This is a genomic window from Fulvivirga lutea (assembly GCF_017068455.1).
Lineage (GTDB): Bacteria > Bacteroidota > Bacteroidia > Cytophagales > Cyclobacteriaceae > Fulvivirga > Fulvivirga lutea.
On sequence record NZ_CP070608.1, the window covers coordinates 307,115 to 331,881 of the forward strand.

General features: G+C 36.3%; 24 protein-coding genes. 9 read left to right on the forward strand and 15 right to left on the reverse strand.

Annotated elements, in window-relative coordinates:
• Nucleotides 1-10 precede the first annotated feature (10 nt).
• Nucleotides 11-2,455 (reverse strand): TonB-dependent receptor, encoded by a 2,445-nt coding sequence (locus JR347_RS01585; protein ID WP_205722315.1) that lies wholly within the window; start codon nucleotides 2,453-2,455, stop codon nucleotides 11-13.
• Between the two features lie 270 nt (nucleotides 2,456-2,725).
• Here JR347_RS01585 and JR347_RS01590 point away from each other — a divergent pair, with 270 nt between their 5' ends.
• Genes JR347_RS01590 through JR347_RS18500 form a run of 4 tightly spaced genes read left to right on the forward strand, consistent with a single transcriptional unit; the run spans nucleotide 2,726 to nucleotide 4,808 of the window.
• On the forward strand, nucleotides 2,726-3,220 hold the full coding sequence (locus JR347_RS01590) for an acetyl-CoA carboxylase biotin carboxyl carrier protein subunit (RefSeq protein WP_205722316.1): 495 nt from the start codon (nucleotides 2,726-2,728) through the stop codon (nucleotides 3,218-3,220).
• Between the two features lie 57 nt (nucleotides 3,221-3,277).
• On the forward strand, nucleotides 3,278-3,982 hold the full coding sequence (gene pyrH, locus JR347_RS01595; protein WP_205722317.1) for a UMP kinase: 705 nt from the start codon (nucleotides 3,278-3,280) through the stop codon (nucleotides 3,980-3,982).
• 23 nt (nucleotides 3,983-4,005) lie between these two features.
• The gene (frr, locus tag JR347_RS01600) at nucleotides 4,006-4,566 is read left to right on the forward strand and encodes a ribosome recycling factor (protein WP_205722318.1); all 561 of its coding nucleotides are present in this window, start codon (nucleotides 4,006-4,008) and stop codon (nucleotides 4,564-4,566) included.
• Nucleotides 4,567-4,568: 2 nt separating this feature from the next.
• A complete protein-coding gene (locus JR347_RS18500; RefSeq protein WP_449528491.1) occupies nucleotides 4,569-4,808 on the forward strand; it encodes a CBU_0592 family membrane protein in 240 nt (79 codons plus the stop codon).
• On the opposite strand, the gene JR347_RS01605 is transcribed toward JR347_RS18500, so the two are convergent.
• The 6 genes from JR347_RS01605 to JR347_RS01630 are packed head-to-tail and all read right to left on the reverse strand — an operon-like array spanning nucleotide 4,786 to nucleotide 10,092.
• Nucleotides 4,786-7,398: a DUF5686 and carboxypeptidase regulatory-like domain-containing protein gene (locus JR347_RS01605; RefSeq protein ID WP_205722319.1), complete on the reverse strand. Its 2,613-nt coding sequence runs from the start codon at nucleotides 7,396-7,398 to the stop codon at nucleotides 4,786-4,788. The genes JR347_RS18500 and JR347_RS01605 overlap by 23 nt on opposite strands.
• On the reverse strand, nucleotides 7,395-7,967 hold the full coding sequence (gene nadD / locus JR347_RS01610) for a nicotinate (nicotinamide) nucleotide adenylyltransferase (protein ID WP_205722320.1): 573 nt from the start codon (nucleotides 7,965-7,967) through the stop codon (nucleotides 7,395-7,397). The genes JR347_RS01605 and nadD overlap by 4 nt, the downstream gene beginning before the upstream one ends.
• 4 nt (nucleotides 7,968-7,971) lie before the next feature.
• Nucleotides 7,972-8,664 (reverse strand): hypothetical protein, encoded by a 693-nt coding sequence (locus JR347_RS01615; RefSeq protein WP_205722321.1) that lies wholly within the window; start codon nucleotides 8,662-8,664, stop codon nucleotides 7,972-7,974.
• Nucleotides 8,661-9,233 carry a guanylate kinase gene (gene gmk, locus JR347_RS01620; protein ID WP_205722322.1) on the reverse strand — a complete coding sequence of 191 codons (573 nt, stop codon included), beginning with the start codon at nucleotides 9,231-9,233 and terminating at the stop codon, nucleotides 8,661-8,663. Before gmk ends, JR347_RS01615 begins: the two co-directional genes overlap by 4 nt.
• A 2-nt stretch (nucleotides 9,234-9,235) precedes the next feature.
• Nucleotides 9,236-9,505, reverse strand: coding sequence for a zf-HC2 domain-containing protein (locus tag JR347_RS01625; RefSeq protein ID WP_205722323.1), 270 nt, complete (start codon nucleotides 9,503-9,505; stop codon nucleotides 9,236-9,238).
• A gap of 5 nt (nucleotides 9,506-9,510) precedes the next feature.
• A complete protein-coding gene (locus JR347_RS01630) occupies nucleotides 9,511-10,092 on the reverse strand; it encodes a sigma-70 family RNA polymerase sigma factor (protein ID WP_205722324.1) in 582 nt (193 codons plus the stop codon).
• 164 nt (nucleotides 10,093-10,256) lie between these two features.
• Between JR347_RS01630 and JR347_RS01635 the strand changes: the two genes are divergently transcribed.
• Nucleotides 10,257-10,994: a lipopolysaccharide core heptose(II) kinase RfaY gene (locus tag JR347_RS01635; protein ID WP_205722325.1), complete on the forward strand. Its 738-nt coding sequence runs from the start codon at nucleotides 10,257-10,259 to the stop codon at nucleotides 10,992-10,994.
• On the opposite strand, the gene JR347_RS01640 is transcribed toward JR347_RS01635, so the two are convergent.
• The 4 genes from JR347_RS01640 to JR347_RS01655 form a co-directional block, all read right to left on the reverse strand.
• Entirely contained in the window at nucleotides 10,981-12,465 is a 1,485-nt protein-coding gene (locus JR347_RS01640; RefSeq protein ID WP_205722326.1) for a glycosyltransferase family 39 protein, read from the reverse strand. The genes JR347_RS01635 and JR347_RS01640 overlap by 14 nt on opposite strands.
• The gene (locus tag JR347_RS01645) at nucleotides 12,452-13,387 is read right to left on the reverse strand and encodes a glycosyltransferase family 2 protein (RefSeq protein ID WP_205722327.1); all 936 of its coding nucleotides are present in this window, start codon (nucleotides 13,385-13,387) and stop codon (nucleotides 12,452-12,454) included. The genes JR347_RS01640 and JR347_RS01645 overlap by 14 nt, the downstream gene beginning before the upstream one ends.
• 9 nt (nucleotides 13,388-13,396) lie before the next feature.
• Nucleotides 13,397-14,098, reverse strand: coding sequence for a class I SAM-dependent methyltransferase (locus tag JR347_RS01650; protein WP_205722328.1), 702 nt, complete (start codon nucleotides 14,096-14,098; stop codon nucleotides 13,397-13,399).
• Between the two features lie 84 nt (nucleotides 14,099-14,182).
• Nucleotides 14,183-16,042, reverse strand: a complete 1,860-nt coding sequence (locus JR347_RS01655; protein ID WP_205722329.1) for a vWA domain-containing protein — start codon at nucleotides 16,040-16,042, stop codon at nucleotides 14,183-14,185.
• A gap of 147 nt (nucleotides 16,043-16,189) precedes the next feature.
• Here JR347_RS01655 and JR347_RS01660 point away from each other — a divergent pair, with 147 nt between their 5' ends.
• Nucleotides 16,190-16,681 (forward strand): RNA polymerase sigma factor, encoded by a 492-nt coding sequence (locus JR347_RS01660; protein ID WP_235689728.1) that lies wholly within the window; start codon nucleotides 16,190-16,192, stop codon nucleotides 16,679-16,681.
• Entirely contained in the window at nucleotides 16,674-18,047 is a 1,374-nt protein-coding gene (locus tag JR347_RS01665) for a carboxypeptidase-like regulatory domain-containing protein (protein ID WP_205722330.1), read from the forward strand. The genes JR347_RS01660 and JR347_RS01665 overlap by 8 nt, the downstream gene beginning before the upstream one ends.
• Nucleotides 18,048-18,084: 37 nt before the next feature.
• Here the strand turns inward: JR347_RS01665 and JR347_RS01670 are convergent, their stop codons facing one another.
• The gene (locus JR347_RS01670; protein WP_205722331.1) at nucleotides 18,085-19,809 is read right to left on the reverse strand and encodes an alanine/glycine:cation symporter family protein; all 1,725 of its coding nucleotides are present in this window, start codon (nucleotides 19,807-19,809) and stop codon (nucleotides 18,085-18,087) included.
• A gap of 161 nt (nucleotides 19,810-19,970) precedes the next feature.
• On the opposite strand from JR347_RS01670, the gene JR347_RS01675 reads away from it, so the two are divergent.
• Nucleotides 19,971-20,501 carry a hypothetical protein gene (locus JR347_RS01675; RefSeq protein ID WP_205722332.1) on the forward strand — a complete coding sequence of 177 codons (531 nt, stop codon included), beginning with the start codon at nucleotides 19,971-19,973 and terminating at the stop codon, nucleotides 20,499-20,501.
• On the opposite strand, the gene JR347_RS01680 is transcribed toward JR347_RS01675, so the two are convergent.
• Nucleotides 20,498-21,250 (reverse strand): LytR/AlgR family response regulator transcription factor, encoded by a 753-nt coding sequence (locus JR347_RS01680; protein WP_205722333.1) that lies wholly within the window; start codon nucleotides 21,248-21,250, stop codon nucleotides 20,498-20,500. The two genes, JR347_RS01675 and JR347_RS01680, sit on opposite strands and share 4 nt — an antisense overlap.
• Nucleotides 21,251-21,265: 15 nt before the next feature.
• Nucleotides 21,266-22,381, reverse strand: coding sequence for a sensor histidine kinase (locus JR347_RS01685; RefSeq protein ID WP_205722334.1), 1,116 nt, complete (start codon nucleotides 22,379-22,381; stop codon nucleotides 21,266-21,268).
• A 209-nt stretch (nucleotides 22,382-22,590) separates the two neighbouring features.
• On the opposite strand from JR347_RS01685, the gene JR347_RS01690 reads away from it, so the two are divergent.
• Nucleotides 22,591-23,823: a carboxypeptidase-like regulatory domain-containing protein gene (locus tag JR347_RS01690; protein WP_205722335.1), complete on the forward strand. Its 1,233-nt coding sequence runs from the start codon at nucleotides 22,591-22,593 to the stop codon at nucleotides 23,821-23,823.
• 263 nt (nucleotides 23,824-24,086) lie between these two features.
• Here JR347_RS01690 and JR347_RS01695 read toward each other — a convergent pair whose 3' ends face one another.
• Nucleotides 24,087-24,752, reverse strand: a complete 666-nt coding sequence (locus JR347_RS01695; protein ID WP_205722336.1) for a type II CAAX prenyl endopeptidase Rce1 family protein — start codon at nucleotides 24,750-24,752, stop codon at nucleotides 24,087-24,089.
• Between the last annotated feature and the right edge of the window lie 15 nt (nucleotides 24,753-24,767).

The following is a 24,767-nucleotide window of genomic DNA, read 5'->3' on the forward strand; positions in this document are numbered from 1 at the left end:
GGTATTACCACTATAATCTTAAAGTAACACTAGCCAAAAAATTTCTAGTAGCTTGTGGGTAGAGATAATTCTCCCGAATTTCTGATCCAGGCCCTGCAAAGTATCCAAAAGTATAGCCGTTGGAAGAATATAGTTCGTCAAACACATTATTTATCAATACTGAGAAAGTCAGTTCCTTAAAATGATTTGATAAAACCGTATAAGACAGCCTTAGGTCGTTCACAAAATAGGCATCCAGCTTTCTATTCGGGTTACTCGTATTGTCCAAAAATTGTTCACCAACATATTTTGAAAGAAGAGTAATCTCCCCATTATTCACAGGAGTAAATTTAAGTTGTGACCCGGCAATAACATTGGGAGAAAATGCGATATCGGTGTCAGAATAATTATTGGTAATGATGTTAAACTCATCAAAATTCTGGCCGTAATCATAGAGTACTTCGTTAAACTCCTCTATTTTATTTCTGCTCAGAGTGAGGTTAGCTTGCCAATTCCAGCGCCTTGATAATTGTGCGCCCCCTACTAATTCTATACCCGCTCTATAGCTATTTTCAACATTTGTTCTAACAGAAGCTCCAACATCATTTAACTCACCAGTCAAAATCAATTGATCTTGATAGTCCATGTAATAACCATTAATTCCTATCTGCATTTTGGAATTCACGAATTTATAGCCTAATTCCAAGTTGTTTAGTCGTTCACTTTTAGGTGTAGTAGGTGAATCAATGAAATCATTTCTAACGGGCTCTCTGTTGGCCACGGCAAACGAGGAATAAAACGAATGGTTGTCGCTCATTTGATAAAAGACACCAAACTTAGGATTGAAAAAGTTGAATTCTTCATTCACATCAATTTCAACAAGATCATTGTCTGTGCCATTGGTCTCATACCCAATAAATCTGTACTGTATATCTACATACGCAGAAAGTCTGTCATTGAGGTTGTAGTTCAACTTAACGAAAGAGTTAAAATCATCTTTCACTCCAACATTATCATAATACCTGTCTTCAATTTGAAAATTAGTGGCTAGTTGTGCCCAAATTAATTCTCCAAAATGGTCACCATCATATCTGTTAGCTGCCCCGCCTACCGTTAGATCAAACTTATCATTGGTATAGTTTACTGAATAGGTAAAGCCATAAAAATCATTATCCAGCCACCTACGTCTAATAATATCTGACGATTCGATAAGCGTGTCTCCCAAGGCAACGGGTTCTAAACCATAGTCTTCAAAATCATCCTCGTAACGATATTGCTCAAAAAAACCTCTTCCATAAGTGTAATGCGCAGAAATATTGGCAACCAGGTTAGGCGTTAATTCTTGGGAAACATGCAGCTGATAATGGTCTTGTTTGTAATCATCTACCTGATTATCATAGAGATACCAGTTGAATGTACGACCAGAATTTTTAATATTCTCAGCTTGCAATTCATTGAGCCCATTATTAATAATTACGGCCTCTATTCCCTCAGTATCATTTTCTAATACAGCCTCTGGAGTACCGTACCACGACTGATAGGTTCGCTCTGCTCCGCCAAACATAATGGCCTTTACCATGGTCTTGTCCTTGTAAAATCCTCCAGCAAAGTAATAAGATTGCAAATCAGAAGAAGCACGATCGATATAGCCATCGGATTCTATTTTTGAAAGCCTGCCATCGATAGTCCAGTATTTGTTGAAAAGGCCTGTGCCAAATCCCAAAGTATGCCTTCTGGTATTAAATGACCCAAACGAATTTACTATGTCTGCATAAGGCTCAGACTTTCTGGCATTGGTTTGAATATTTACAGTACCTCCGAATGCACCAGCACCGTTGGTTGAAGTACCAACACCTCGTTGAATCTGGATATTGTTAGTAGATGAAGCTAAGTCAGGAGTATTCACCCAGAATACACCTTGAGATTCACTGTCATTAAGAGGAATTCCATTGATAGTAACATTTATTCTGGTAGCATCGGAACCTCTTATTCGTAACCCCGTGTAACCGATTCCTGCTCCGGCATCGGAAGTCGTTACAAGTGAAGGCGTGAAATTGAGTATGAAGGGTAAATCCTGTCCAAGGTTCAAGCTTTCAATACTTTCTTTATCTACAGAAGTATATGTCATGGGAGTATCTTCAGAAGCCCTGGTGGATGACACTACCACCTCATCAGTAAGAAATGCCTCTGATTCCAATTTAATGCTAAGTTGCTTTGTATCTGGAATACGTATAGACTTCTCAATACCTGAATAACCAACATAGGATACCCTTAAAGGATAAAAGCCTTTGGGCAAATCTGTAAAAGTAAATTCGCCATTTAAGTTGGAAGCGCCAATGATATCTCCCAACACCAGAGTTGCATTTGGTAATGGATCATCAGTTGAATCATCTAGCACTTTAATTGTTAGGTCGTATTGACCATAGCTCAATGTAATGGTGCATAACACCATAAATGAAGAGATTAAAATTCTCATTTTAAAAATTATTAAAAGTTAAACAACTAAGGGAGAGGGGAATTCCCTTAAACAATTTAACATACCTCCCTACGCCAGCATTACCTGGATCAGGTTCAGTTCCGTTGAATCATAGGAACTATGGGTATAATCTCAGCCCTTACAGGCACCCCTTGATGGTGCAAAGGTAGACGAATAATGATAGATACCCCATGGTAAAGGGATTATTTCTAACGATGCGACAGGTAGGTTGCCTTAAAATTTTATATTTGGAGGTATTAATATTTTACTATGTACAAAGCGAGCATTTCTGATAAGAATTACGAGGTAGATATTACCAAGGATAAGATTATCGTAGACGATCAATCATTTGAATGGGATATTGCAAAAATTGATCAACGTCTGTTTCACATTATTAAAGACGATACGGCTTACCGGGCCGAAATACTTTCAGTTGATAAAAAAGAGAAAGTTGTTTTAATAAAGCTAAACGGAAAAAAAATTGAAGTTGCATTACAGGATAAATTAGATCTCCTGCTAGAAAAACTTGGCTTAGATAATTTGGCCGATGCACAGATTAACGAGATAAAAGCACCTATGCCTGGCCTGATCCTAGAAATAGATGTGAAAGAAGGTGATGAAGTTAAGAAAGGTGATTCCATTATGATTTTGGAAGCCATGAAGATGGAAAACGTATTAAAATCACCGGGAGACGGAGTTATTAAGGCAATTAAAGTAGCTAAAGGTGACAGCGTAGAAAAAAATCAGGTACTTGTTCAGTTTTGATCATCAAGTTTGAATGAAGCATACTATATTTGCTAAATTTTAATACATCATCAATACATGAAATATAAACGAATATTACTCAAACTCAGTGGCGAATCTTTAATGGGCGAAGGCCAATATGGAATAGACCCAAAGCGATTGAATCAATACGCTGAAGAAATTAAGGCAGTGCAGGACCAGGGAGTTGAAGTAGCTATAGTAATTGGTGGTGGTAATATTTACAGAGGTGTGCAAGCTGAAGCATCAGGCATTGAAAGAGTACAGGGCGACTATATGGGCATGCTAGCCACCGTAATAAACGGCATGGCATTGCAAAGTGCTTTAGAATCTGCAGGAATGTATACACGATTGATGTCGGGCATTAAAATGGAGCAAGTGTGTGAGCCATTTATAAGAAGAAGAGCCATCAGGCATTTAGAAAAAGGACGTATTGTAATTTTTGGAGCGGGCATTGGTAATCCATATTTCACAACAGACTCAACTGCTAGTTTACGAGCTATCGAAATTCAGGCAGATGTGGTTTTAAAAGGAACTAGGGTAGATGGTGTTTATACGGCAGACCCTGAAAAGGATCCTACTGCAACCAGATATTCAGAATTATCCTTCCAGGAGGCATATGAAAAAAACTTAAATATTATGGACATGACAGCTTTTACGTTATGTCAGGAGAATAATTTGCCGATTATAGTATTTGATATGAACAAGCCAGGCAACCTTATGCATATTTTAGAAGGTGAGAGTGCTGGCACATTAATAAATTAACCTAATAAACCCGTTTATAAACTATGGAAGAAATTAAAATGTACCTTGACGAGTGTAAGGAAATGATGAATAAGGCCATTAAACACCTCACAAACGAATTAGGTAAAATTAGAGCAGGTAAAGCAAGCCCTGCCATGATCGATAGTGTAATGGTAGAATATTACGGAACACCAACACCAATAAATCAGGTAGCATCGGTTACAGCTCCTGACGCAAGAACACTATTTATTAAACCATGGGAAAAGAGTGTAATTCCGGAAATTGAAAAAGGTATAATCAACAGTAACCTTGGACTGAATCCTCAGAATGATGGTGAACAGATTATCATCAATATCCCTCAATTAACCGAAGAAAGAAGAACTGGATTGGTTAAACAAGCAAAAGCAGAAGGAGAGCAAGCCAAAGTGAGTATCAGAAACTCACGAAAAGAAATTAATGATGAACTTAAAAAGCTTCAGAAAGAAGGTGCCTCTGAAGATGAAATTAAACGTGCGGAAGATAATGTGCAGTCGCTAACCGATGAATTTACTAAAAAGGTAGACGACATTCTTGACAAAAAAGAAGCAGAAATTATGCACGTATAAGCATGACGTTTATAGACTGGGTAGGCGCTTTTGGAGTATTTTTAATTTTATTGGCCTACTTATTACATTCTTTAAACCGAATCCATTCAGATGGTTCGGTTTATTTATTTTTAAATCTTTTTGGGGCAGGCCTCGCATGCGTAGCGTCAATCATGCTAAACTACTGGCCTTTTATAATTCTTGAATCAGCATGGGTGCTGGTTTCAATTTATAATTTAGTTAAAACATTTCGTCAAGGTTAGCGGCAATTCCTATTCGTACTTCAAAGTTTTGATACTCTCCATCAATCCAATTTGTTACAGCCTCAACTCTCAAAAATCTTAGAATATAATTAATACCATAGCCCAACTCAGTGTAATTCATGGAGTTATCAGTAGCTAAATGATTTACAAAGAAACTTTCACGAATACCCATAATTCTGGTAATAGGAATTCTGGTTACCAAAAATTTACGCATTTGGTAATGAAAGCTACCGGTTAAGTATTCCTGATTGGTACTGAATGTATAATAGGGCAGCATTCTAAATGTGCCAACAGGATCAGCTGTAGTAATTGGCGTTCTATTACCCATGAAATGCTTGTAGTCCATGAAGAACATTTTATCATCATTCAAAAATGTTCCTGCTTTTATTGCTACATCGCCCAAAGCCCTTACACCTATTTTAAAAGTTTGGCGGTAGCCTAGCTCCAATTGATCAAAGTCAACATCACTATCTAAAATATCATCTAAACCTTTGCGATAGAGTAATGAAAATTTAGGGTTATTATTTCCTGACCTGTATCTCTTACCATTATAAAGGCGGTACTTTATCCATGGTTCATATTCAATCTTTGTTTCGCTAATCACAGCCTGATGGTCAGGGAAAGATGTATCTAATAATTCAATAGCTACGGGTGCATTTGGCGTATACTCACGGTGCGTGCGATCTATCCATGTCATTGTGCTTGTATTAAAAAGCTGTCTTCTTTCATTATATGTTGCACTAATGGAAACTTTCAGGTTATCATTCAATTGCTTGCCAATTAGAAAACCTAAATAATCTCGTTCATATAACTTCATGTAGTTATGCTCCATAAACAAGGTAGTTATGGAATTGATAAAAGGACTAATCGGTTCATCAGAATTAAATTGACGAACGTATCGGCCTCCGAAACCAACCAATGAAGTTCTTCTGTATTTCTCTCCGAAATCGTAGCGAGCCTCCAGGTTACCGTTGTAAGCGGTTCGCTCAAATGTATATCTGCTTTCATGAGATAAACGCAACCATCCTTCATTCTCAAAAGTTTTTCTAAAACCCACACCTGTGACAATATCATACCCATCCACTGTGTTGAAATTGCTATTCATGCTATTAATATAGAAATAGGCCTTTTCTCCCACTTTGTAAGAAGCTCCGGTTAGTGCATGGTACAATTTAAAACTCTCTTTATTTTTCGTTGATAATGTGTCTCCAGCTTTTTTCTTACTTTCAATTTCCGCTAAGCTATCCATATTGGCATAGCCTTCTAATTCTTTGGTGGATAACGGAACGGGCCTTATCTGAGACCAATAAATAGAATCATTGGTATAGGCTGCAGAATCATAATCAAATGTTCTTATCGATTCAATATTCTCCTGATCGGCCTCCTCTAATTCATTTTTCTCATACTCGCGCATTAGTTTTCTTAATTGCTTTCTGGTCACCTCTTTTCCCGAAACTAATGCTTCCTCGATTTCCTTATTCTTCAGACCTTCAGATTCCTTCTCGATTTCCTTAGCTTCTTCTTTATAGATTGTTTCATCCACTACTTCAAACTCTGTGACCAGTTCCGGATTTACGGTAACATCATAATCGCTCACTGTGGCTAGATATTTACCTTCAAAACCAAAACCAAAGACTTTGCCATCTACTGAAAAATCGTGCGTTACAGGTAGCCATACACCTTCTTCAATTGGCTCATAAAATTGCTTAATATGAAAGTTGATACCCATTTTGGAGGTTTTTAAATCGGTACTATAAATACTCCAGTAATCCTCAACAATTTCAATTTCACCTTGAAAAACATTGTCACCTATCGATCTTGGAGTCACTTTAATTTTACTTACTTCATACCCTCTATCTTTATAAGTACCTAAATACTCAAACTTATAATAGGAAAAAGCTCGTGGACTTAATGGTGAAACTCCTCCCCCAACTTCTGGCTCATAAAAGGAGCCATTCACGTAAGCATTGGGGTTAGCATTTTGATCATCGCCACTACTTCTAATAGATATTACATTTTCATTATAGGTATTTGGTCTTATATATTCCACCTCACTTACTGACTCAGAAATGAAAAGCTTGCCTTCCTCAACCCCTTCTTTTTCCAAAGTCTTACGTAATAAAAATGGAGTATCCGTTAACTCGCCAGTACCTTTCATATACACTTTGCAGGTATATCTATCTACTTGTTGTAAATGGTATTTACTTTTTGAAATGGCTTTACGCATAATGGTATAAGCTGGGTCTTCCTTACCTGCTCTAACAATAACATCACTAAGTACAACCACCTGCGTTTTTAGTACCGGGTTAACAGTTACAAAATCCTGATTTACAGTAACCTTTTTGGCTAGTGATTCATACCCTATATATTGAAATAACAAAGAATATTCACCCTTAGGTGTTCTTATTTCAAAATAGCCATCGGCATTGGAAGTAGTACCTGTACCTAATTCTTTGATGTATATAGTGGCGAACGCTAAAAGCTCACCTTTGTCATCTTTGATAGTTCCTTTAACCCCTTGTGCTGTTAGTTGGGATGATAACCCTAAGAATAAAGCCGCTAAAAAAAAGCCTGATCGAATTAAATTCATTGATACAATTTCTTTCCTCTGATTAAGTCTTCTACTGGTTCAGGCACTAAATACTTGATTGATTTTCCATTTTTAATACTGTTTCTGATAAACGTAGCCGAAATGTCGATCATCGGTGCCTCAATCATCTGAACTTTAGGATGCTCAACGAGATCAGAAGGTTGCGCGTTGGGTCTGGGATAAACTAATAAACTGTAATACTCCAATATTTGGTCAGAATTTTTCCACTTAGGGAAGCTTTTAAGATTGTCCTCACCAATAATTAATTTAAACTTTTTATCAGGATGGGCTTCGGAAAGATAGGTAAGAGTATCTATTGTATAGCTGGGCTTAGGCATGTTAAACTCAACGTCACTGGCTTTAAGATTGTAATTATCGTGAATTGCTGCATTCACAAGATCATATCTGTCAAACTCATGGAGTAATGAAGCCCTTTTCTTAAACGGATTTTGAGGAGATATAATAAACCAAACTTGAGAAATAGAAGTATTCTCTACCATTATATTAGCCACAATTAAATGGCCTATGTGAATTGGGTTAAAACTTCCAAAAAACAATCCTACTTCCATTACTCTAAAATGCTAATAAAAATCCAGACTTAATTTGAACGGTAGATGTGCTTGAATATCTGTTGCCTGCCTCATAACTATCTACTATTTCGCCTCTCACCGAGTTTCTATAACCAGCCTTTCCTCCATAAATGTAATTGGATGATAGCTCAAAATACAGTCTTCTTCTCCAATCTTCATTTTTAAAGATTTTCCCTACGTCACAACTTACTCCTAAACCTGCACCCAGATTAAACGTTGTGTCATGGAAACGGAATTTATCTTCATATACTTCTGACACCTGCATAGATCTTATGACGCTAAAGAATGTACTGGTACCCCCTTTAACATCAATAAAAGGAGTTAGTTTTTTGGATTGAAGTATTTGGTAGCGAATGGTTAATAAACATTGGAGAAATCCATTCTCTTCGTACAAGTATTCATAATTGTCAGGAAACCCCTCTGCCACTGTTTCATAATAGTACTTTTTACCGGAATACAAACCAAAACCCACTTCAACTCCATATTTCAGCCGGTCTGATTTATCGAGCATTAGAGTTAATGAGGTGCCTAAAGGGTTTCTTGTGATGTTTTCTTTGAAGGCAGGCGATGCGGCAAAATAGTTGAAGTGAAAGCCCAGATTAACAGTTTTTTGAGCTTTACCAAGAATTGATGTGAGAAGAAAAAAGAATACTATGCAGCTTCTAATTGCACTCATTTATTTAAAAAATCGCCAACTAATTTTTCTGCCTTCAAAAGAGATTCATCCAAGTCTTCGTTCACTAAGGAAACATCGAATTTATCTTCGAAAGTCATTTCAAATTTTGCTTTGAAAATTCTTCTGGAAAGACTGTCTTCCGTTTCAGTTTTACGATCTGTTAACCGTTCTTTTAAAACTTCCATTGATGGCACTTTCACAAAAATAGCCAGTGCAGAATCCCCAAAATACTCTTTTAGGTGTAGTCCTCCTTTAACATCAACATCAAAAATTACATCCTTGCCGGAATCCCAAATTCTTTGAACCTCAGATTTTAGTGTTCCGTAAAAATTACCGGCATATACCTCTTCCCATTCCACAAATTCATCGTTATCAATTTTGTTTTTGAATTCTTCAGGGGTAAGGAAATAATAATCTTTCCCGTTTTCTTCATTTCTACCGCGTTTGTCGCGTGTGCAGGCAGAAATAGAGAAGCCCAAGCTAGGAATTACTTTAACCAGGTGGCGTACAATCGTAGTTTTCCCTGAACCAGAGGGTGCAGAGAAGATTATTGCTTTTCCTTTTCGCACTATTAGTCTGCTTTTTGAAAAAGTTTTGCACGTATTTCATTAGCTAAATCAGTAGGCATGTCTTTGCCACAGCATGTCTTCTTCACTAATGATTTAATTGCTTTGTCAACCTGATAAATTTCAAAGTATGGCATGCAATTACATACATGTTTTTCAAAAACTTCCCTTTCAGTAGGTGTAGCTTCGTCATCAAGCACAAGCTGGAGAAGCTTCATACACTCACTGTGATCTGGCTGGTTAGTGCTGCTCTTTTCGGTAGGGTTTGAATCCATATGTATTAATTTTTGAATCCCATTTTGTTAGCGTAATCTCTTAATTTTTCTTTGAGAAGGTTTCGTGCCCTGTGCAATCTTGATCTAACCGTACCAATGGGAATATCAAGAATTTTTGCCATCTCATCGTATTTAAAACCTTCTAAGTCACATAAAATAATTACCGTCCTAAAGTCAACATCAAGTGAATTTAGTGCATTGGAGATTTCATCTCCCATCATATCTTGCACCGCCTCTACTCTCAAATCTGAGGTTATAGCTTTATCAACATCGTCTGAGTTATAAAAAGTTTCCACCTCTTGATAATCTACCTTAGCAGGCTCTTTACTTTTCTTTCTGAAGTCGTTAATGAAACTATTTTTCATTATTCTGAAAAGCCAAGCCTTTGCATTAGTACCCTTCTCAAAAGAGTTGATAAATCTGTATGCCTTCAGATAAGTATCTTGTACCAAGTCTTTAGCATCATCTTCATCAAAGGTTAGGCGAAATGCAAAATTATACATCGCATTAATATGAGGCATGAACTCTTGATCAAAGACTTCTTGCTTTTCCTTATGCGAGTAATTTTGACGTTGTGAATCGGACATTAGGGATCAAAAATAATAATAATGGACTGATTAATGAGGTGAACCTCACTTTTTTTAACCTATTAACGTTCTGACGGGCAAAGTGTCTATCATTTTTTAATTTAATATTTCACCTTAGCGATTTATGTCTCTTATTTGACATTGGAAGATTGACCCATAATAACTTGAAGCAACTGAACAGGTTAAAGTATAAGAATTGGACATTAATTAGTGCTCCAGATGTAGGTGTTGAAGATGCCAAGGAGTTGTTTCATACTGTCCAGGATTCAAAATTTGAGACCTGTGAAGTGCTTAAGGATAACCAAAGAAGCGAGGTAAAGCGGATAAAAGTTTCTGACAATGATTTTGTTTTAAAAATTCCGAAAGAAAAGAATTCTCGATTTTGGATTAGATTTTTAACATTATTCAGAAAAGGGGAAGCTCAAAAGAATCTCAAATCTATGATGATTCTTAAGAATATAGGTGTTAAAACTACTAACCCTATTTTAGCTGCTGAAAAAAGGTCTTTTGGAATGGTGGTCGATTCATGGCTTTTGTATCAGTTTGTTGATGGCAGATCGTGCCTGAACCAGCCTGAAACTTACAAAAAGGTGATTGACACACTTGAGTCCATTCATCAGTATGGGTTCATTCATGGTGACCCTCAAATTAGAAACTTCATTCAGAAGGACTCTGACATTTATGTAATTGATGCCAACCCTCAGAAGGCTGGCATGACAGGATTTGATTTTGGCTATGAATGGGCTTATTTAAGAAAGAGTGACAAAGGCATTCAGCCAATTCTTGATGATCTGATAGATTCCAAATGGTACAAGTTCGCTATTTGGTATGATAAAGTTGATCGAAAATTGGCGAGGCTTAGAAAAAGGGTGAAAAAGGTGTTTGGTGTTAAATCTTCTTGAGAATTAAAGATTTATCATCCTGATGATACTCCTCATAATAGGAGTTCTCCTCAATTTTCCAGTTATAAAACCACCTTCCTTTATCATTTGCTAAATTTCTATTGATCACAATATAATCCATGCCCAATTCACTTGCCTTCTCAAACAATTGTAATTGACTCATCTTTTTATCAGGCATGCTTTCCTGAAGATATTCATAGGTTTTATATACATAAAGATCTCTAGATGGAAATTCATTATAGATCATTTCGTAAGGCACTAGTATCTTACCATCATCTTTTATGTGAGATAGAATCTCCTCGTTATTTTCAGCAATTGGCTCACTTCTGTCTACTATTTTGCCAATCATCATAACACTAAATACAAAATGAAGCAAAACAGATAACGAGACAAGGACTTGTTTCCACTTTGTATCCTCAGCTACATAAAAAATACCCAAACTAGTAATGATTGCCATCGGTCCGTAATAGAAGAGTAAATAACGTTCTGCAATGTGGCTTCCGAACATGTTTAAAGACAATACCAAAACCAGCATAAATAAAAGCAAGTCTGAATGGTTTTGTTTTAATTTCTTAAAACTCAGTATTAGAGTTAAGAAAAATACTATTGAAAAGCCCATCACTCGATCACCCCAAAAAAACCGTTGATGTTCTGAAAGAAGTTTTTGTACTCTTCCCATGACAAGCGAAATTGGCCCTGATCCCATAAAATTCTCACCATGATTAACAGTAGGCCAATTGGTTAGCTGATCAATAAATTTTTGGAAATTATTATCTGGTAATAACTCGATAAAATAAATTCCACCCACTACAGCTCCAGCAAGGGTATAAGGGATTAATGCTTTAAATTCTTTTCGAATCAGAAGAAATAAGAAGCCTGCAATACAGAACGCTGCTCCGTTCAAATGAGTTAGAAAACCTAATCCGGCAAACGCACCTGCGAATACCAGATCTTTTACCTGTTTTTCGTTTTTGTATTTCGAAATAAAATACAAAAGACCCATTCCCTCAGTCATTAGTATAACATCCGGTCTGAATGAATAGGATTTGAGCAAAATTATAGGCGTTGTAAATACGAATAATGCGGCTAGTATAAATTGGCTTTTAGATAGGTTGTTCAATCTGAAGTACTGATGTAGTAAAACAAAAAATAAGCCATACCATGGTAAAATAGATACCTTTAGCCAAGTGATTGACCAGCCAAATATTCCAATAACTGCTGCACCGAACCATGTAAAAAAACGATGGTGAGGAAATAGCCTTACATCCCAATCCTGAATGGCTGGAATTGATTTTACTCTTACGAAACCTTCATGAAGAAATGAATAACTATACTCGCCTAAGATGCATTCATCAGCTTCAATATACCTGTTATGGAAAGTAAACAACCAAGCCAAGCCAAAAATGATAAATAGTGCATAAAGCACTATTTTATTCTGAAAAATACTAAGGGTTTGATTAACTATCTTCATTTAAAATTTCCTCGATAATATAGATGGGCCTCGCTTTTACTTCCTTGAAAAGAACAGCAATATATTCACCTATCACGCCTATAAGAACAAACATCATAGCAAACAAAAAGCTAATAAGAACGACAATGGTTGTATAGCCAGGAGGAGTTAAACCTTTGAACTTCATAATAATCTCCCAAACTGCAATGAATAAACCAAACAAGCCAACTAAAATACCCAACGAAACTCCTAGTCTTAAAGGCAAGTTGGAGAATGTAAGCATTACATTAAATGAATATTTGAAAAGATTTCGGATAGAGTATTTACTTTCGCCAGCTAATCGCTGATTTGCCTCATATTCTAAATACCCCCTGTTAAAGCCAACAATCTGAATAAACCCCCTTAAAAACCTCGACTGTTCTCTAAACTCAGTTCTAAGTATTTTCGCAACTCTTTTGGATACCAAGAAAAAATCTGAGGCATTTATGTCGAATTTCTGACCAGAAATCCTGTTAAGAATGGAATAAAATAGTTTGGAGGTTATTGATTTAAAGAAACCACTATCTGGATTTTTAGTCCTTACCATTGTTAAAATATCAACGCCACTTTCATACTTTTCAACCATTTGAGGAATTACAGCTGGTGGGTGCTGCAAGTCTGCATCCATACAAATCACACAATTACCTTTGCTGTGATCTAGCCCCGCCAACATAGCCGCTTCATGCCCATAATTTCTTGAAAAATTGATGACTTTAGTATTTTTATCAGCTTTGGCTATTTCTGATAAAAGCTCTCGACTGCTATCAACTGATCCATCATTTACAAATATCAATTCGTAGCTTTTTCCCAATTTGTTAAGAACAGAACTTGCCTCTTTATGAAAGGCATTTAATACCTCCTCTTCATTATAAACTGATACAATTATGGAAATTTGAATATCCATTTAACTGAGTTAGTTATTCTCTATTTTGCCAATAAAAACTAAGTCGCCCCAAATTTTTTCACACTTAAAATTTTGCATTTTCATAGCCTGCTCCAATGCACCTTTATAAGGGAAAAAGCGAACATGCTCATCCAAAGTATAATAAAATGAGCGCTGGCATGGCACTACTACTATGAGCAGTTTTTTAGCTACTCTTTTCAATTCGTTTATAGATGTTTCAAAGTCGATTACATGTTCTAAAGTATGAGAGCAAGTAACGATATCAAATGAATTATCATCTAGAGGCAGGCTTTCTACGTTTGCTTGAACATAATTACTATGTTCATATTTAAGACCTTTTATAACATCACATCCTGTTGTAGCAAACCCCTTTTTTGCTGCCTGTTCTAGAAAATAACCTGATCCGCAGCCAACGTCAAGAAGTGATTGATCTGTATTACCAATTTGATCAAACATGAAATCGATACATTTTTGAGAAAGATCAGTAGGCCGGCTATTAGAAAACCTTGTATCCCTCTTAGTATAAAAATCGCTAAATTCTTCTTTACTCATTTTATAGGCATTGGATTTAAAATCCATTACGCTTTTTAGGTTTTTCCCTTTATAGGCATACCAATAAAATGGATACATGAACCATTTGGAGTCACGTATAGCAGGGGGAATCCACTCATCCATGAAGTAGCGTATGAGGTTTGTAAATTTTCTATTCATGATTTAAAAAACAAAGAGCAAAGTTATAAAAACTTTGCTCTTGTATACAGGATGCATCATTCTCTTTATTACCTGATGGTTTGTCTAATTGCGAGCAAGTAATTTACAAGACTCTACCATTCTAATGAACTCAGCCCTATACCCTTCTTCGTCTTTTCCACGAGCTGATTTTGCCAAGTTCATGATATCCAGATAATTCAAGTCTCCTTTAAAATCAGAATCTCTTAATTGCATTCCAAAAGCTGCAACGGCTGCTGACCATCTGAAATTATCCGAAGTATCATCCATCGACTTCTTATCATCATTAATGGTTTTAACAATCAGTTTACTCGTATCACCATCTGGCTTTTTGTATCTGAGCTTCACAGTCATCAATTCCGAAGAGTTTTTTGCGCCTTCAGTAATTTGTGTTTTCTGGTATTTTAAATCATCTACCACAAACTGGCTTTTTACTCCTACCGGAATTATTTCATATAAAGCAGTCACAGTATGTCCCGCTCCTAATTCACCAGCATCTTTTTTATCGTTATTAAAATCTTCAGGTGCTAATAATCTGTTTTCATAACCCACTAATCTGTAAGCTTGCACTTTGGCAGGGTTAAATTCTACCTGGATTTTGACATCCTTGGCAATGGTGAAAAGTGTTCCTCCAAACTCATTCACCAATACTTTTTTGGCCTCTAAAATATTATCGATGTAAGCATAGTTTCCATTACCCTTGTCAGCCAAAATTTCCATTTTAGAATCTTTATAGTTGCCCATTCCAAAACCTAGAACAGTCAAAAAAACTCCGGCATCTCTTTTCTCTTCGATCAATTCTTCCATTGCCTTATCGCTTGATGCACCTACATTGAAGTCTCCATCTGTGGCGAGGATAATTCTGTTATTCCCATCCTTAATAAAGTTCTTTTGAGCAATCTTATAGGCCAATTCAATTCCTGCTCCACCAGCAGTAGAGCCACCAGCATTTAATTGATCTAAGGCATCTAATATTTTATCCTTCTCAGAAGCACTTGTAGAAGGTAATACTTCACCAGCAGCACCTGCATATACCACAATAGCTACTTTATCTTCTGGTCTTAACTTATCAATCAACATTTTAAAGGCAGACTTTAATAATGGTAATTTATTTTGAGCACTCATAGAACCTGAAACATCCAAAAGGAAAACCAGGTTTGATGGAGGTAAATTATCCATGCTTATATCTTTTCCTTGTAATCCGATGTGCACAAGCTTGTGATCTTTGTTCCATGGAGAAGGGGCTACTTCTGTATTGATCGCAAATGGATCGCTATTTTTAGGTTGTTCATAATCGTAATCAAAGTAATTGATCATTTCTTCAATTCTAACTGCATCTTTCGGTGGCATCTGGCCCAGGTTCAAAAACCTTCTCACATTACTATATGATGCAGCATCCACATCAATAGAAAATGTTGAAATTGGATCTTGAAAAGGATTTTTAAATCCGTTTTCCGATATTTCGGCATACTCTTCGGTGTTTGTTTCCTGATAAACTTGAACTGGCTGATGGTGTCTGTAAGCCGCACCTGACATAGATATTTCTTCTGCATAATCCATTGTAGCGGCTTTATGCTCTTTTTTAGATGTTCTGCCCTTACCACTCACTACTACTTCACTCAATTGTTGAGTATCCGGGCTCATCTGCACATTAATAATAGTCTTGCTACCTACTTTTATTTCCTCTGTAACAAGGCCAATAAAACTAAATACCAGTACCGATTTAGAATTAGGTACTTCAATGGAGTAATCACCGTTGACGTCTGAAACAGTACCAGTACTAGTGCCTTTTAGCAAGATATTAATTCCAGCAAATGCTGATCCATCTTCAGCTGACGTTACTTTACCGGACACTTTAATTTGGCTGATAGCCTGAATAGAAAAAAGGCTTATCAACAGTACTACATAAATTAATTTCGTTTTCATGGCTATCATATTTTTGTGAAACATTTCTATTGAGATGCAGCACTTTTGAATATTCCATAAATGGGAGTGAAAAAATTTTTAGTTTAGAATAAAATCGGTCTTATCAACGAGCATCAACTCATATCGAAATACAAAGAATCAGGTGATTTGAAATTACTTGGCGAGCTCTATAAACCGTATATGCATTTGGTTTATGGATTATGCCTGAAGTATTTAAAAAATAAGGAGGAGAGCCAGGATGCAGTCATGCAGATATTTGAGAAGTTGATTGATGCTGTTAAGAAGCATGATATCCAAAACTTTAAAAGCTGGTTGTATGTGCTAGCAAAGAATCATTGTCTGATGAAATTGAGATCCAACAAAACGAATGTTGATATTGATAATTCAATAATTATGGAATCTGACTATCAATTGCATCATAAGGATGAAGAGGATTTGGAAGACAACCTCGTTAAATTGGAAAAATGTATTGCTCAACTTCAAGATGCGCAAAAAACTTGTGTTGAATTGTTCTTCTTGAAGAAAAAGCCTTATCAAACCATTGCTGAAAAAACAGGGTTTGAAATGAAGAAAATTAAAAGCTACATTCAGAATGGTAAGCGGAACTTGAAAATATGTATGGAGAATCAAAGTGAGTAAGTCAGAACACCATATTGATAAATTAACACCTGAATTGATTGAAAAATATCATGGAGGGAAACTATCAGAATCCGAAGCCTATCAGGTGGAGCGATTGATGCTAAATTCTGATTTTGATAGTGAAGCGATGGAAGGTTTTGAAAATTATTCCGGTGATATTGCAAATGATTTAAACCAGTTAAATTCTCAATTAGAGAAAAGGATTGCTGAGGAAAAAAATGACAATCAGTTTTTTTGGATTAAAATAGCGGCTTCCATTTTAATTCTTGCCTTGAGCAGTTATCTCATTTGGGATCTAGCTCAAAGTGAAAGCTTGAAACCTCTAAATGTCGCAGATAATGAAGTAAATGAATCGAAATTGGAAGAAGCTTCTTCACTAGCGATAGATTCAGTAGAAGAAAAACAAAGAGTGGAAGATATTCCTGCCATAGCACAAAACAAACCTCAACCTTCGCAAAAACCGGAAAAAATTGCTCTGCCACAGGCAGAAGTAGCTGAGGAAATACCAACCAATAACGAAGAGTCTATTGCGGGTAGTGGTGCAAGTGCTGCTGAAGCCCTTGCCTATGAGCCGGAAGAAGATTTTGATTCATTTATGGCAGATGAAGAAATAGCTGAAGAAGTAGTTAAAAGTGAAGTGCGTAGCGAAGAAAGTCGTGAAACTGCGGCTAAAAAAATAAGCTCAGAACCTATTCAAAGTACTGATGTTAGTAGAAGAAATACAGCCAAAAAATCGAAGTTGGAAGCAGCTTCACCCAGTGCAATAAACGATATCAATTCATATACTGCCACAGTAAAAGGTAAAGTTACATCTGCTGAGGACGGCTCTCCTCTACCAGGAGTAAATGTAGTATTAAAAGGAACTACAAATGGAACAGTAACAGATTTGGAAGGTAATTACAAAATAGATGTTAATCCTTCTGATAAAAATACTCTTGTCTATAGTTTTATTGGTCTGGCTTCAGAAGAGGTTTCCCTGGGTTCAAAAACTGAATTAAACATTCGAATGCAAGCAGATGTACAGCAGCTAAGTGAAGTAGTGGTTACACGCAGTAACACAGATAATTTAGGTGGGATTTACAAGTTTGCTCAGCCGGTTATTGGAATGAATGCTTATAAAAAGTACCTGACTGAAAATATTAACTATCCAGATGATAAAGAAGTTGAAGCAGGTAAAGTCATTGTAACCTTTGATGTAAAAGAGGATGGTTCACTAGATAATTATCAAATAAAAAGAGGATTGACCGAATGGCATAACAATGAGGCCTTACGACTGGTTAAGGAAGGCCCTGCTTGGGAACCATCAACAAATGATGGAGTTCCTGAAACCGGAAATGTTAAAGTTGTTGTAAAATTTAGGCCATAAAAAAAGCCCTTCATTGAAGGGCTTTTTTGCAATATTTCTATTTGAATTTCGGGTGATCCACACCTGGGAAGTTTTTCTCAAAGAAATCACCATACTCTCGAATGGTCTTTTTCATATCTTTTCTTAACCATATAATACCAACAAGGTTAGGCAATGTCATCAACGCGATGGTAATACCTGACAAAGTCCAGATAATGGTGGTATCAGCAAAGGAGGCAAAGAAGAAGGCAATCACATAAACAATTCTGTAATAGATCACTGACTTTGTGCCAAACAAAAATGTCATAGCCCTATCTCCATAATACGACCAGCTAATGGCTGTACTAAATGCAAATAATAATAGGCCAATAGAAACAATGTACTGCCCATAATCACCAAAGAAGCCTCGCTTAAATGCGATAGCTGTTAAAGGTGCTGAGTGCACCAAAGACTTACCAATAAATTTCAATGATTTCTCATCTGCCACTTTTCCATTGCTAATATTCACCGTACCAGTAAATAACTCCTCTTCTAAAAGACCTTCATTTTTATAAACGAGAACATCATCCGCGAAAGATCGTGCATGTAAGAATGTAATATCATTATTCATAATGACACCGTTTTCAACAATCAATTCTCCATTGAATTGCTTTTCTGCTGAGTTTCCGTTCAGGTGATTATAGATTTTTTTAAGGTCCTCTTCATTCGACTCTCTATACTGATTGGTTAAAATTTCAATATCAATAAAGTCGAACTGATTTTGGTGTTTTTCATTCCATGCGCCAGATGAAAGAAGCACCAATCCTGTAATGGTACAAATTACAATAGTGTCAATAAATGGCTCCAATATGGCCACCATACCTTCTGATAATGGCTCATTTGCTTTCGCTGATGCGTGAGCAATAGGTGCAGAACCCTGACCTGCCTCGTTAGAGAATAATCCCCTACCGACACCCTTATTAAATGCAAAGGCCAAATTCGCGCCTATAAATCCTCCTGCTGCTGCAGAACCCGTGAAAATATCTGAAACAATCGATAAAAATGAAGGAACTATGTTTTCAAGATTGGCCAGAATAACCGCAAAGGCACCAATAAAATAAATGATTGCCATAGCCGGCACCAGCTTAGAAGTAACAGCAGCAATTCTTTTAATACCTCCAATAATTACTAAGCCTAATAAAACTGCTAAAACAGCTCCAGATAAAATCTGATCTATACCAAATGTCGCTAACAACGAACTAGAAATACTATTGATCTGTGGCAAACTACCCGTTCCGAATGATGATAAAACAGTTGCAAAGGCAAAAATAGCAGCTAACCACTTTAAGTTAACTTGCTTGCCATTAAACATGAATTTGGCATTTTTCATGTAGTACATGGGGCCACCAGCCATGGTGCCATCGTCTAGTTTTTCTCTGTACTTATGTGAGAGTGAAACCTCTACAAATTTGGTACACATACCTACAGCCGCTGTAACAAGCATCCAAAATAAGGCAGCTGGTCCGCCAAGATGCAATGCCAAAGCAACACCAGCAATGTTACCAGTACCCACCGTACCTGAAAGTGCTGTAGCTAATGCCTGAAAGTGTGATGTATCTCCAGGTAGATCATCTCTATCAAATTTTCCTTTAACAATACGTACTGCATGCTTGAAAAATCTGATTTGCGGAAATCCTAAATACAGAGTAAAAAACACCCCAGTACCCAAAAGAGCGTACGGAAACCAAACGGCACTACCAATAAAACTATCAATTAGGACAAGAAAATCATTTAATGCTTGCATGTGTTACTATGTTTAAACCACAATCGGCAAATCTAATAAATAAAAGGTGGCAGCAAAAAAATGTTTTATAGACGGAGATTTTACAGTATTGCAAAAATTTTTGATGTGAGAATTAACTTTTTTCATACAAAAACGTTCTCCATCTTACTGCATATTTTAAAATGAAGATCAGAGCTCTTATTCTTATTGGTTTTTTATTCTCACTCTCACCATCATACAGTCAGGTTAAACCTACTATTGCTGAGATACGAGAGGAGCTATTCTACACTGATTTCGACCTTGAAAAATGTTATGCCTTTTACAACAAGCTAGCAGTATTACAACAAGAAACACCAACCATTGCAGCATATGAGGCAGCTGCAAAAGCATTAGTTGCTAAACATAGCTGGAATCCCATCACAAAAATCAACTCGATTAGAGAAGCCATGAAAATGCTAACTTCAGCTGTTGATTTGGATAAAACCAACTTGGAAATTCGATTTCTGAGGCTTTATATTGAAAACTCTCTTCCCGAATACCTGGGTATGAAAGATAACCTGGAGGAAGACAAACAGGTAATTCTTAAAAATATTCAGTGGCTCGATACCTCTGACCTGAATGCGGATATCATCAAATATATCCTGAATTACATGTCATCGGCAGTGACTTGCACATCTGAAGAAATAAAAATTATCCAGGCTCGCCTCCTTTAAACTACTTTCTTTCTTATTTGCTTTGCGTAGGTTCTACTCACTGGAAAGCTTTTTCCATTTTGCATTTTAACAATTAGTCCACCATTAAAATGTTTCTCTATTTCCTTTAGGCAATTCAGATTAATTATGGTGCTCCTGTGTATTCTTATAAACACCTCAGGATCAAGCTTGCCTTCCAACTTCCCAATTCCCGAAGAGCTTAAAAACTGATCATTTTTAGTGGTTAGTACTGTGTAGTCGCCTGATGCTTCAAGGTGCAAAATATCTTTTACTTCCAGGTTGAGGAGTTTCTCTGATTTTTGAACGAAAAGGTGTGTTGAGTACTTACCATCAGAGCTATCTAGTGAGCCTCTGATGCTGGATATCAATTCCTCTACATTACTTTCATCTGCCTTAATTCTTTCTGAAGCTCTATTTACGGCCAAATTGAAACGCTCTTCATCCAAGGGTTTGAGCAAATAGTCAATGGCATTTTTATCAAACGCCTTTATCGCGTATTGATCATATGCTGTAGTAAATATTACGTATGGTTTATGATCAAGGGATTCTAAAACATCAAAACCATCAATTCCCGGCATTTGAACATCTAGAAATATTAGCTGTGGTTGTAATGTTTCAATTTTTTCCACAGCATCTTTTCCATTTGAGCATTGCGCCACCACTTCAATATTCGGATGAGGCTCGAGAAATTCCATTAATAATTCACGCGCGAGCTTTTCATCGTCAACTATAATACAATCAATTTTCATTTATCTATGTTGGTTTTAATGTTCGATTAATTCTGATTCTTGATTTTCAGATGTAAATACCTCTTGCACCGGAATAGTAAACTTCACAGTGTAACCATCCTTCCGTGGCTCTACCTTAAGACCTGCACTTTTTCCAAAAATACTCTTCAACCTTCTATCAGAATTTTTTAGCCCTACTCCGGTAGATTTACCATCTAAAACTTTAGCGGCATTTACGCCCAATCCATTATCACTTACTTCAAAGTAAACTCCCCCCACAATCTTTTTTACATGTACTGTGATTGTACCACCATCATCTTTCGGTGCAATTCCATATTTAACAGAATTCTCCACCAATGGTTGTAATATCATGGGAGGCACATCCATTCCTAAGCAACGTCCATCAATATCGGTTTCGTATTTCAATCTCTCACCAAATCTTACTTGTTGTATCCGAATATAATTCTCTATAAAATCCAGCTCATCGGCCAATTTTACCATGACTCCAGAATGCGAATCCAGTGCATATCTAAAAACATCGGAAAGCTGAGTAATTACTTTTCTTGCCTTTTCCTTACTTGAGGATATTAAAGTGCTGATGGAATTTAGAGTGTTAAATAAAAAGTGAGGGTTAATCTGCGATTTCAACAATGCCAGTTGCATTTCTTTATTTTTTAAAGCTAGCTGGCTCTTCTCCTGTTCTTTTCTCTGAACGTGCTCAAAGTATCTGATAATATAAAATACAGCCACAGTAATAATATACTGATCATAAAATCGCATGGCATCCCAACTCAATAAATTAAGCATATAATCTTTCCAGTCGTCAAAGAACACAAGCCCATCCAGGTAATAATCGAAATAGTAGGAAATGTAACTCATGGCCATAAAAAAGACGAAAAGGCCTGCCGTATGCCCTGTTATTTGAAAAACAACCTTTTGCCTAAAGAGCCACTCACAGTAAAAAAATATCAATGCAATAAATATGCACAGCGCCTCAAACATGTAAAGTCCGTTCCATAATACGGAAGTGTTATATGGTCTGAAAACTTGCCATTCAATAAGTGAACTCAGTAAAAAATTCACAGCATACCAGCCGCATATAAAGAAATATGCCGTCTTATATATTTTCGGTATGCGCTCGAATATGCTCATGCTTTAATTTTATCTAATTTACGAATACCATCAGATAAATTAGAAACCGCCTAGTTGGATATACAGTTATGCTCTTCAAAATGACTGTTTTCCGGGTTAAAACTTGCATCAATGATATTATTGTGTTTATTCAATCAAACTATTATTGGTAATCTGTCGTTTGGTTGTCATCTTTAACAATTCGTGTTAAGTACCTCATTTATAGTAATATGCGGCTTTATTTTTTACTTTTCTTCATGGTGCTGTCTGTGGGTGCATACTCACAAAAGACCATTACTATCTCGGGAAGGCTGATTGATGCCGAAACCGAAGAGCCCATAATTTTTGCATCTATCGGTATCGATGGAAAATCAGTTGGTACCGTTTCTAATACGGAAGGAAAATTCGATTTTCATATTCCATACATTTATAAAGATCATATGATGGTGATAAGAATGTTGGGCTATTCTAACATTCAATCTAAAATATCTAATTACACTAATAGCGATACGGTCACTTTTAGAATGAACAAGGCTTCTAAAGTTTTGGAGGAAATTGTTATCCGAGATTCTCTCACTGGCGGAGATATTGTTTCAGCGGCCATTTCTAAAATCGACAAAAATTTTCCAAGTGAACCATTCCTTATGGATGGTTTCTACAGAGATCTTAAAAAAGTAGGAGGTAAATACTTTTCACTACTAGAGGCTGCTGTGAAAATTTACGATGAGGATTATAAAGAGCCAAACAATAAAAACCGACTGCATGAACGGGTTGCATTAATGGAAGTTCGTAAGAGTCTGGGGTATAGCAATAAGTTCACTCGTTATTTTGAGCAATATAATTTACTGGAAGATTTACTACTTCATAATAACATAAGATACCGGCAGTTTCCAGAACAGGAAGTATTTTACAACAGTTTTAAGCGTGGTAAAACCACTATGTATAATGGCAAACAGGTGCATGTAGCACTTGGTAATTTCTTGGTGCCTGACAATGGGGGCACCATGTTTATTAAACTCTTTGTGGAGGTTGAATCCTACAGCATTGTGAGAATGGAGTATGAAAGAACTTTTAACAATGAGATACTTAGAAAGAAGGGTGATCTGGTTAGCAAGTATGTTTCGGATGTAAAAACAATTGATTTTAAAGAATACTTGGGTAAGATGTATTTAAACTTGATAACCTTAAGGTCAAGAATCAATTGGCATGACGAAGATACTGACCAGTTGAAGTTTGAAACTGAATTGCAGCAGGAATTACTTATCAATAACATTGAGACCAACCCTGATGAGCGTATTGGGCGAACAGAAAAGATGCGGAGATATGGTTTACAATATCAAGATGAGCGCTATAACAAAGAATTCTGGGAGAATTATAACGTGATTAAAGACACTCCACTGGACGAAGAAATTGTTGCTGATTTGGAAGAACTGGGAACACTTGAAGAGCAATTCGAATATTAACCTTCAATTTGGCGCTTCATCGCCAGCATTGTTCAACCATCGAGGGTTGCTGGTTAAATAAACCCTGAAGCCTTTACTTAGTATACATAAAGCCAACTATAGACACGAAATAACCCGAGAGCCCAGGTGCTTTTGGGTTATTTTGCTTTTAGGCACTTTATTCACTTAATAAGCCAGCCTTAAATAGCAAATTTTATTAAATTACCTGAGCCTTGTTTGTTTACTTAGCTGGTTGCCCTCCTATATTTGAAATCTTGAATTAGCTATACCTCAAATAAAAATGAGCTTCCAAGTAGTATAGAGTTATACATCGAATGACATAGTATTCCATACTTGAGCCCATGCCTAATTCTTAATATTGAATAAATGTACCCTCCGACAAAATATGAACCAAGTGTGACCGGATATAACCAAATATATGCTGTTCCCAATTCTGACTTATAGTGCATTGCTGCAAAAATGATATTGAAAAGGATTAACGAAAAATTTGATTTTAGAAACGAAATGCTACGTGCTTTAATCCTGGAATAATTGAGGAAGAAAAATTTAATAAATGTGTAAAAAGTGACCAATAAAATTACATAAGCAAAAGAAACCCTTAAATAAATAGGAAGAAATAACAGATGTGCCCTCATATCAATGAAGAAGATAAATAGTATTGATACGAAAGCTGCAATTCCTAGTTCAACATTCGTGTTGTTCGGTTTTAAGAATAGTCGAAAAGACAATTCTTCAATAACAGGAACAATTAAAATAGTGAGTAAAATAAAAGCTACCGGAAATTCACTTTTGAGGCTATCATTAATAAGCGGTGGATTAAAATCATGAAGGTCAAATGCTTCAAGAGCTACTTTTAATAGCGAAAAAAGGAAAGTAGCCAAAATGTGTATGCAAAGTAATTTTATTACATCGTAGATTTTAATAAGCATCCAAATTATTAGTTA

Excerpts from the sequence above, each read along its gene's own strand:
- JR347_RS01630 (WP_205722324.1), bottom strand. The coding sequence starts at position 10,092 with ATGTCCGATTCACAACGTCAAAATTACTCGCATAAGGAAAAGCAAGAA.
- JR347_RS01670 (WP_205722331.1), bottom strand. The coding sequence starts at position 19,809 with ATGCAAGCATTAAATGATTTTCTTGTCCTAATTGATAGTTTTATTGGT.
- JR347_RS01625 (WP_205722323.1), bottom strand. The coding sequence starts at position 9,505 with ATGGATTCAAACCCTACCGAAAAGAGCAGCACTAACCAGCCAGATCAC.
- JR347_RS01690 (WP_205722335.1), top strand. The coding sequence starts at position 22,591 with ATGCGGCTTTATTTTTTACTTTTCTTCATGGTGCTGTCTGTGGGTGCA.
- JR347_RS18500 (WP_449528491.1), top strand. The coding sequence starts at position 4,569 with ATGACGTTTATAGACTGGGTAGGCGCTTTTGGAGTATTTTTAATTTTA.
- JR347_RS01680 (WP_205722333.1), bottom strand. The coding sequence starts at position 21,250 with ATGAAAATTGATTGTATTATAGTTGACGATGAAAAGCTCGCGCGTGAA.
- pyrH (WP_205722317.1), top strand. The coding sequence starts at position 3,278 with ATGAAATATAAACGAATATTACTCAAACTCAGTGGCGAATCTTTAATG.
- JR347_RS01605 (WP_205722319.1), bottom strand. The coding sequence starts at position 7,398 with ATGAATTTAATTCGATCAGGCTTTTTTTTAGCGGCTTTATTCTTAGGG.
- JR347_RS01685 (WP_205722334.1), bottom strand. The coding sequence starts at position 22,381 with ATGAGCATATTCGAGCGCATACCGAAAATATATAAGACGGCATATTTC.
- JR347_RS01695 (WP_205722336.1), bottom strand. The coding sequence starts at position 24,752 with ATGCTTATTAAAATCTACGATGTAATAAAATTACTTTGCATACACATT.
- JR347_RS01615 (WP_205722321.1), bottom strand. The coding sequence starts at position 8,664 with ATGAGTGCAATTAGAAGCTGCATAGTATTCTTTTTTCTTCTCACATCA.
- JR347_RS01655 (WP_205722329.1), bottom strand. The coding sequence starts at position 16,042 with ATGAAAACGAAATTAATTTATGTAGTACTGTTGATAAGCCTTTTTTCT.
- nadD (WP_205722320.1), bottom strand. The coding sequence starts at position 7,967 with ATGGAAGTAGGATTGTTTTTTGGAAGTTTTAACCCAATTCACATAGGC.
- JR347_RS01590 (WP_205722316.1), top strand. The coding sequence starts at position 2,726 with ATGTACAAAGCGAGCATTTCTGATAAGAATTACGAGGTAGATATTACC.
- JR347_RS01675 (WP_205722332.1), top strand. The coding sequence starts at position 19,971 with ATGAAGATCAGAGCTCTTATTCTTATTGGTTTTTTATTCTCACTCTCA.
- frr (WP_205722318.1), top strand. The coding sequence starts at position 4,006 with ATGGAAGAAATTAAAATGTACCTTGACGAGTGTAAGGAAATGATGAAT.
- JR347_RS01645 (WP_205722327.1), bottom strand. The coding sequence starts at position 13,387 with ATGGATATTCAAATTTCCATAATTGTATCAGTTTATAATGAAGAGGAG.
- JR347_RS01650 (WP_205722328.1), bottom strand. The coding sequence starts at position 14,098 with ATGAATAGAAAATTTACAAACCTCATACGCTACTTCATGGATGAGTGG.
- JR347_RS01585 (WP_205722315.1), bottom strand. The coding sequence starts at position 2,455 with ATGAGAATTTTAATCTCTTCATTTATGGTGTTATGCACCATTACATTG.
- JR347_RS01640 (WP_205722326.1), bottom strand. The coding sequence starts at position 12,465 with ATGAAGATAGTTAATCAAACCCTTAGTATTTTTCAGAATAAAATAGTG.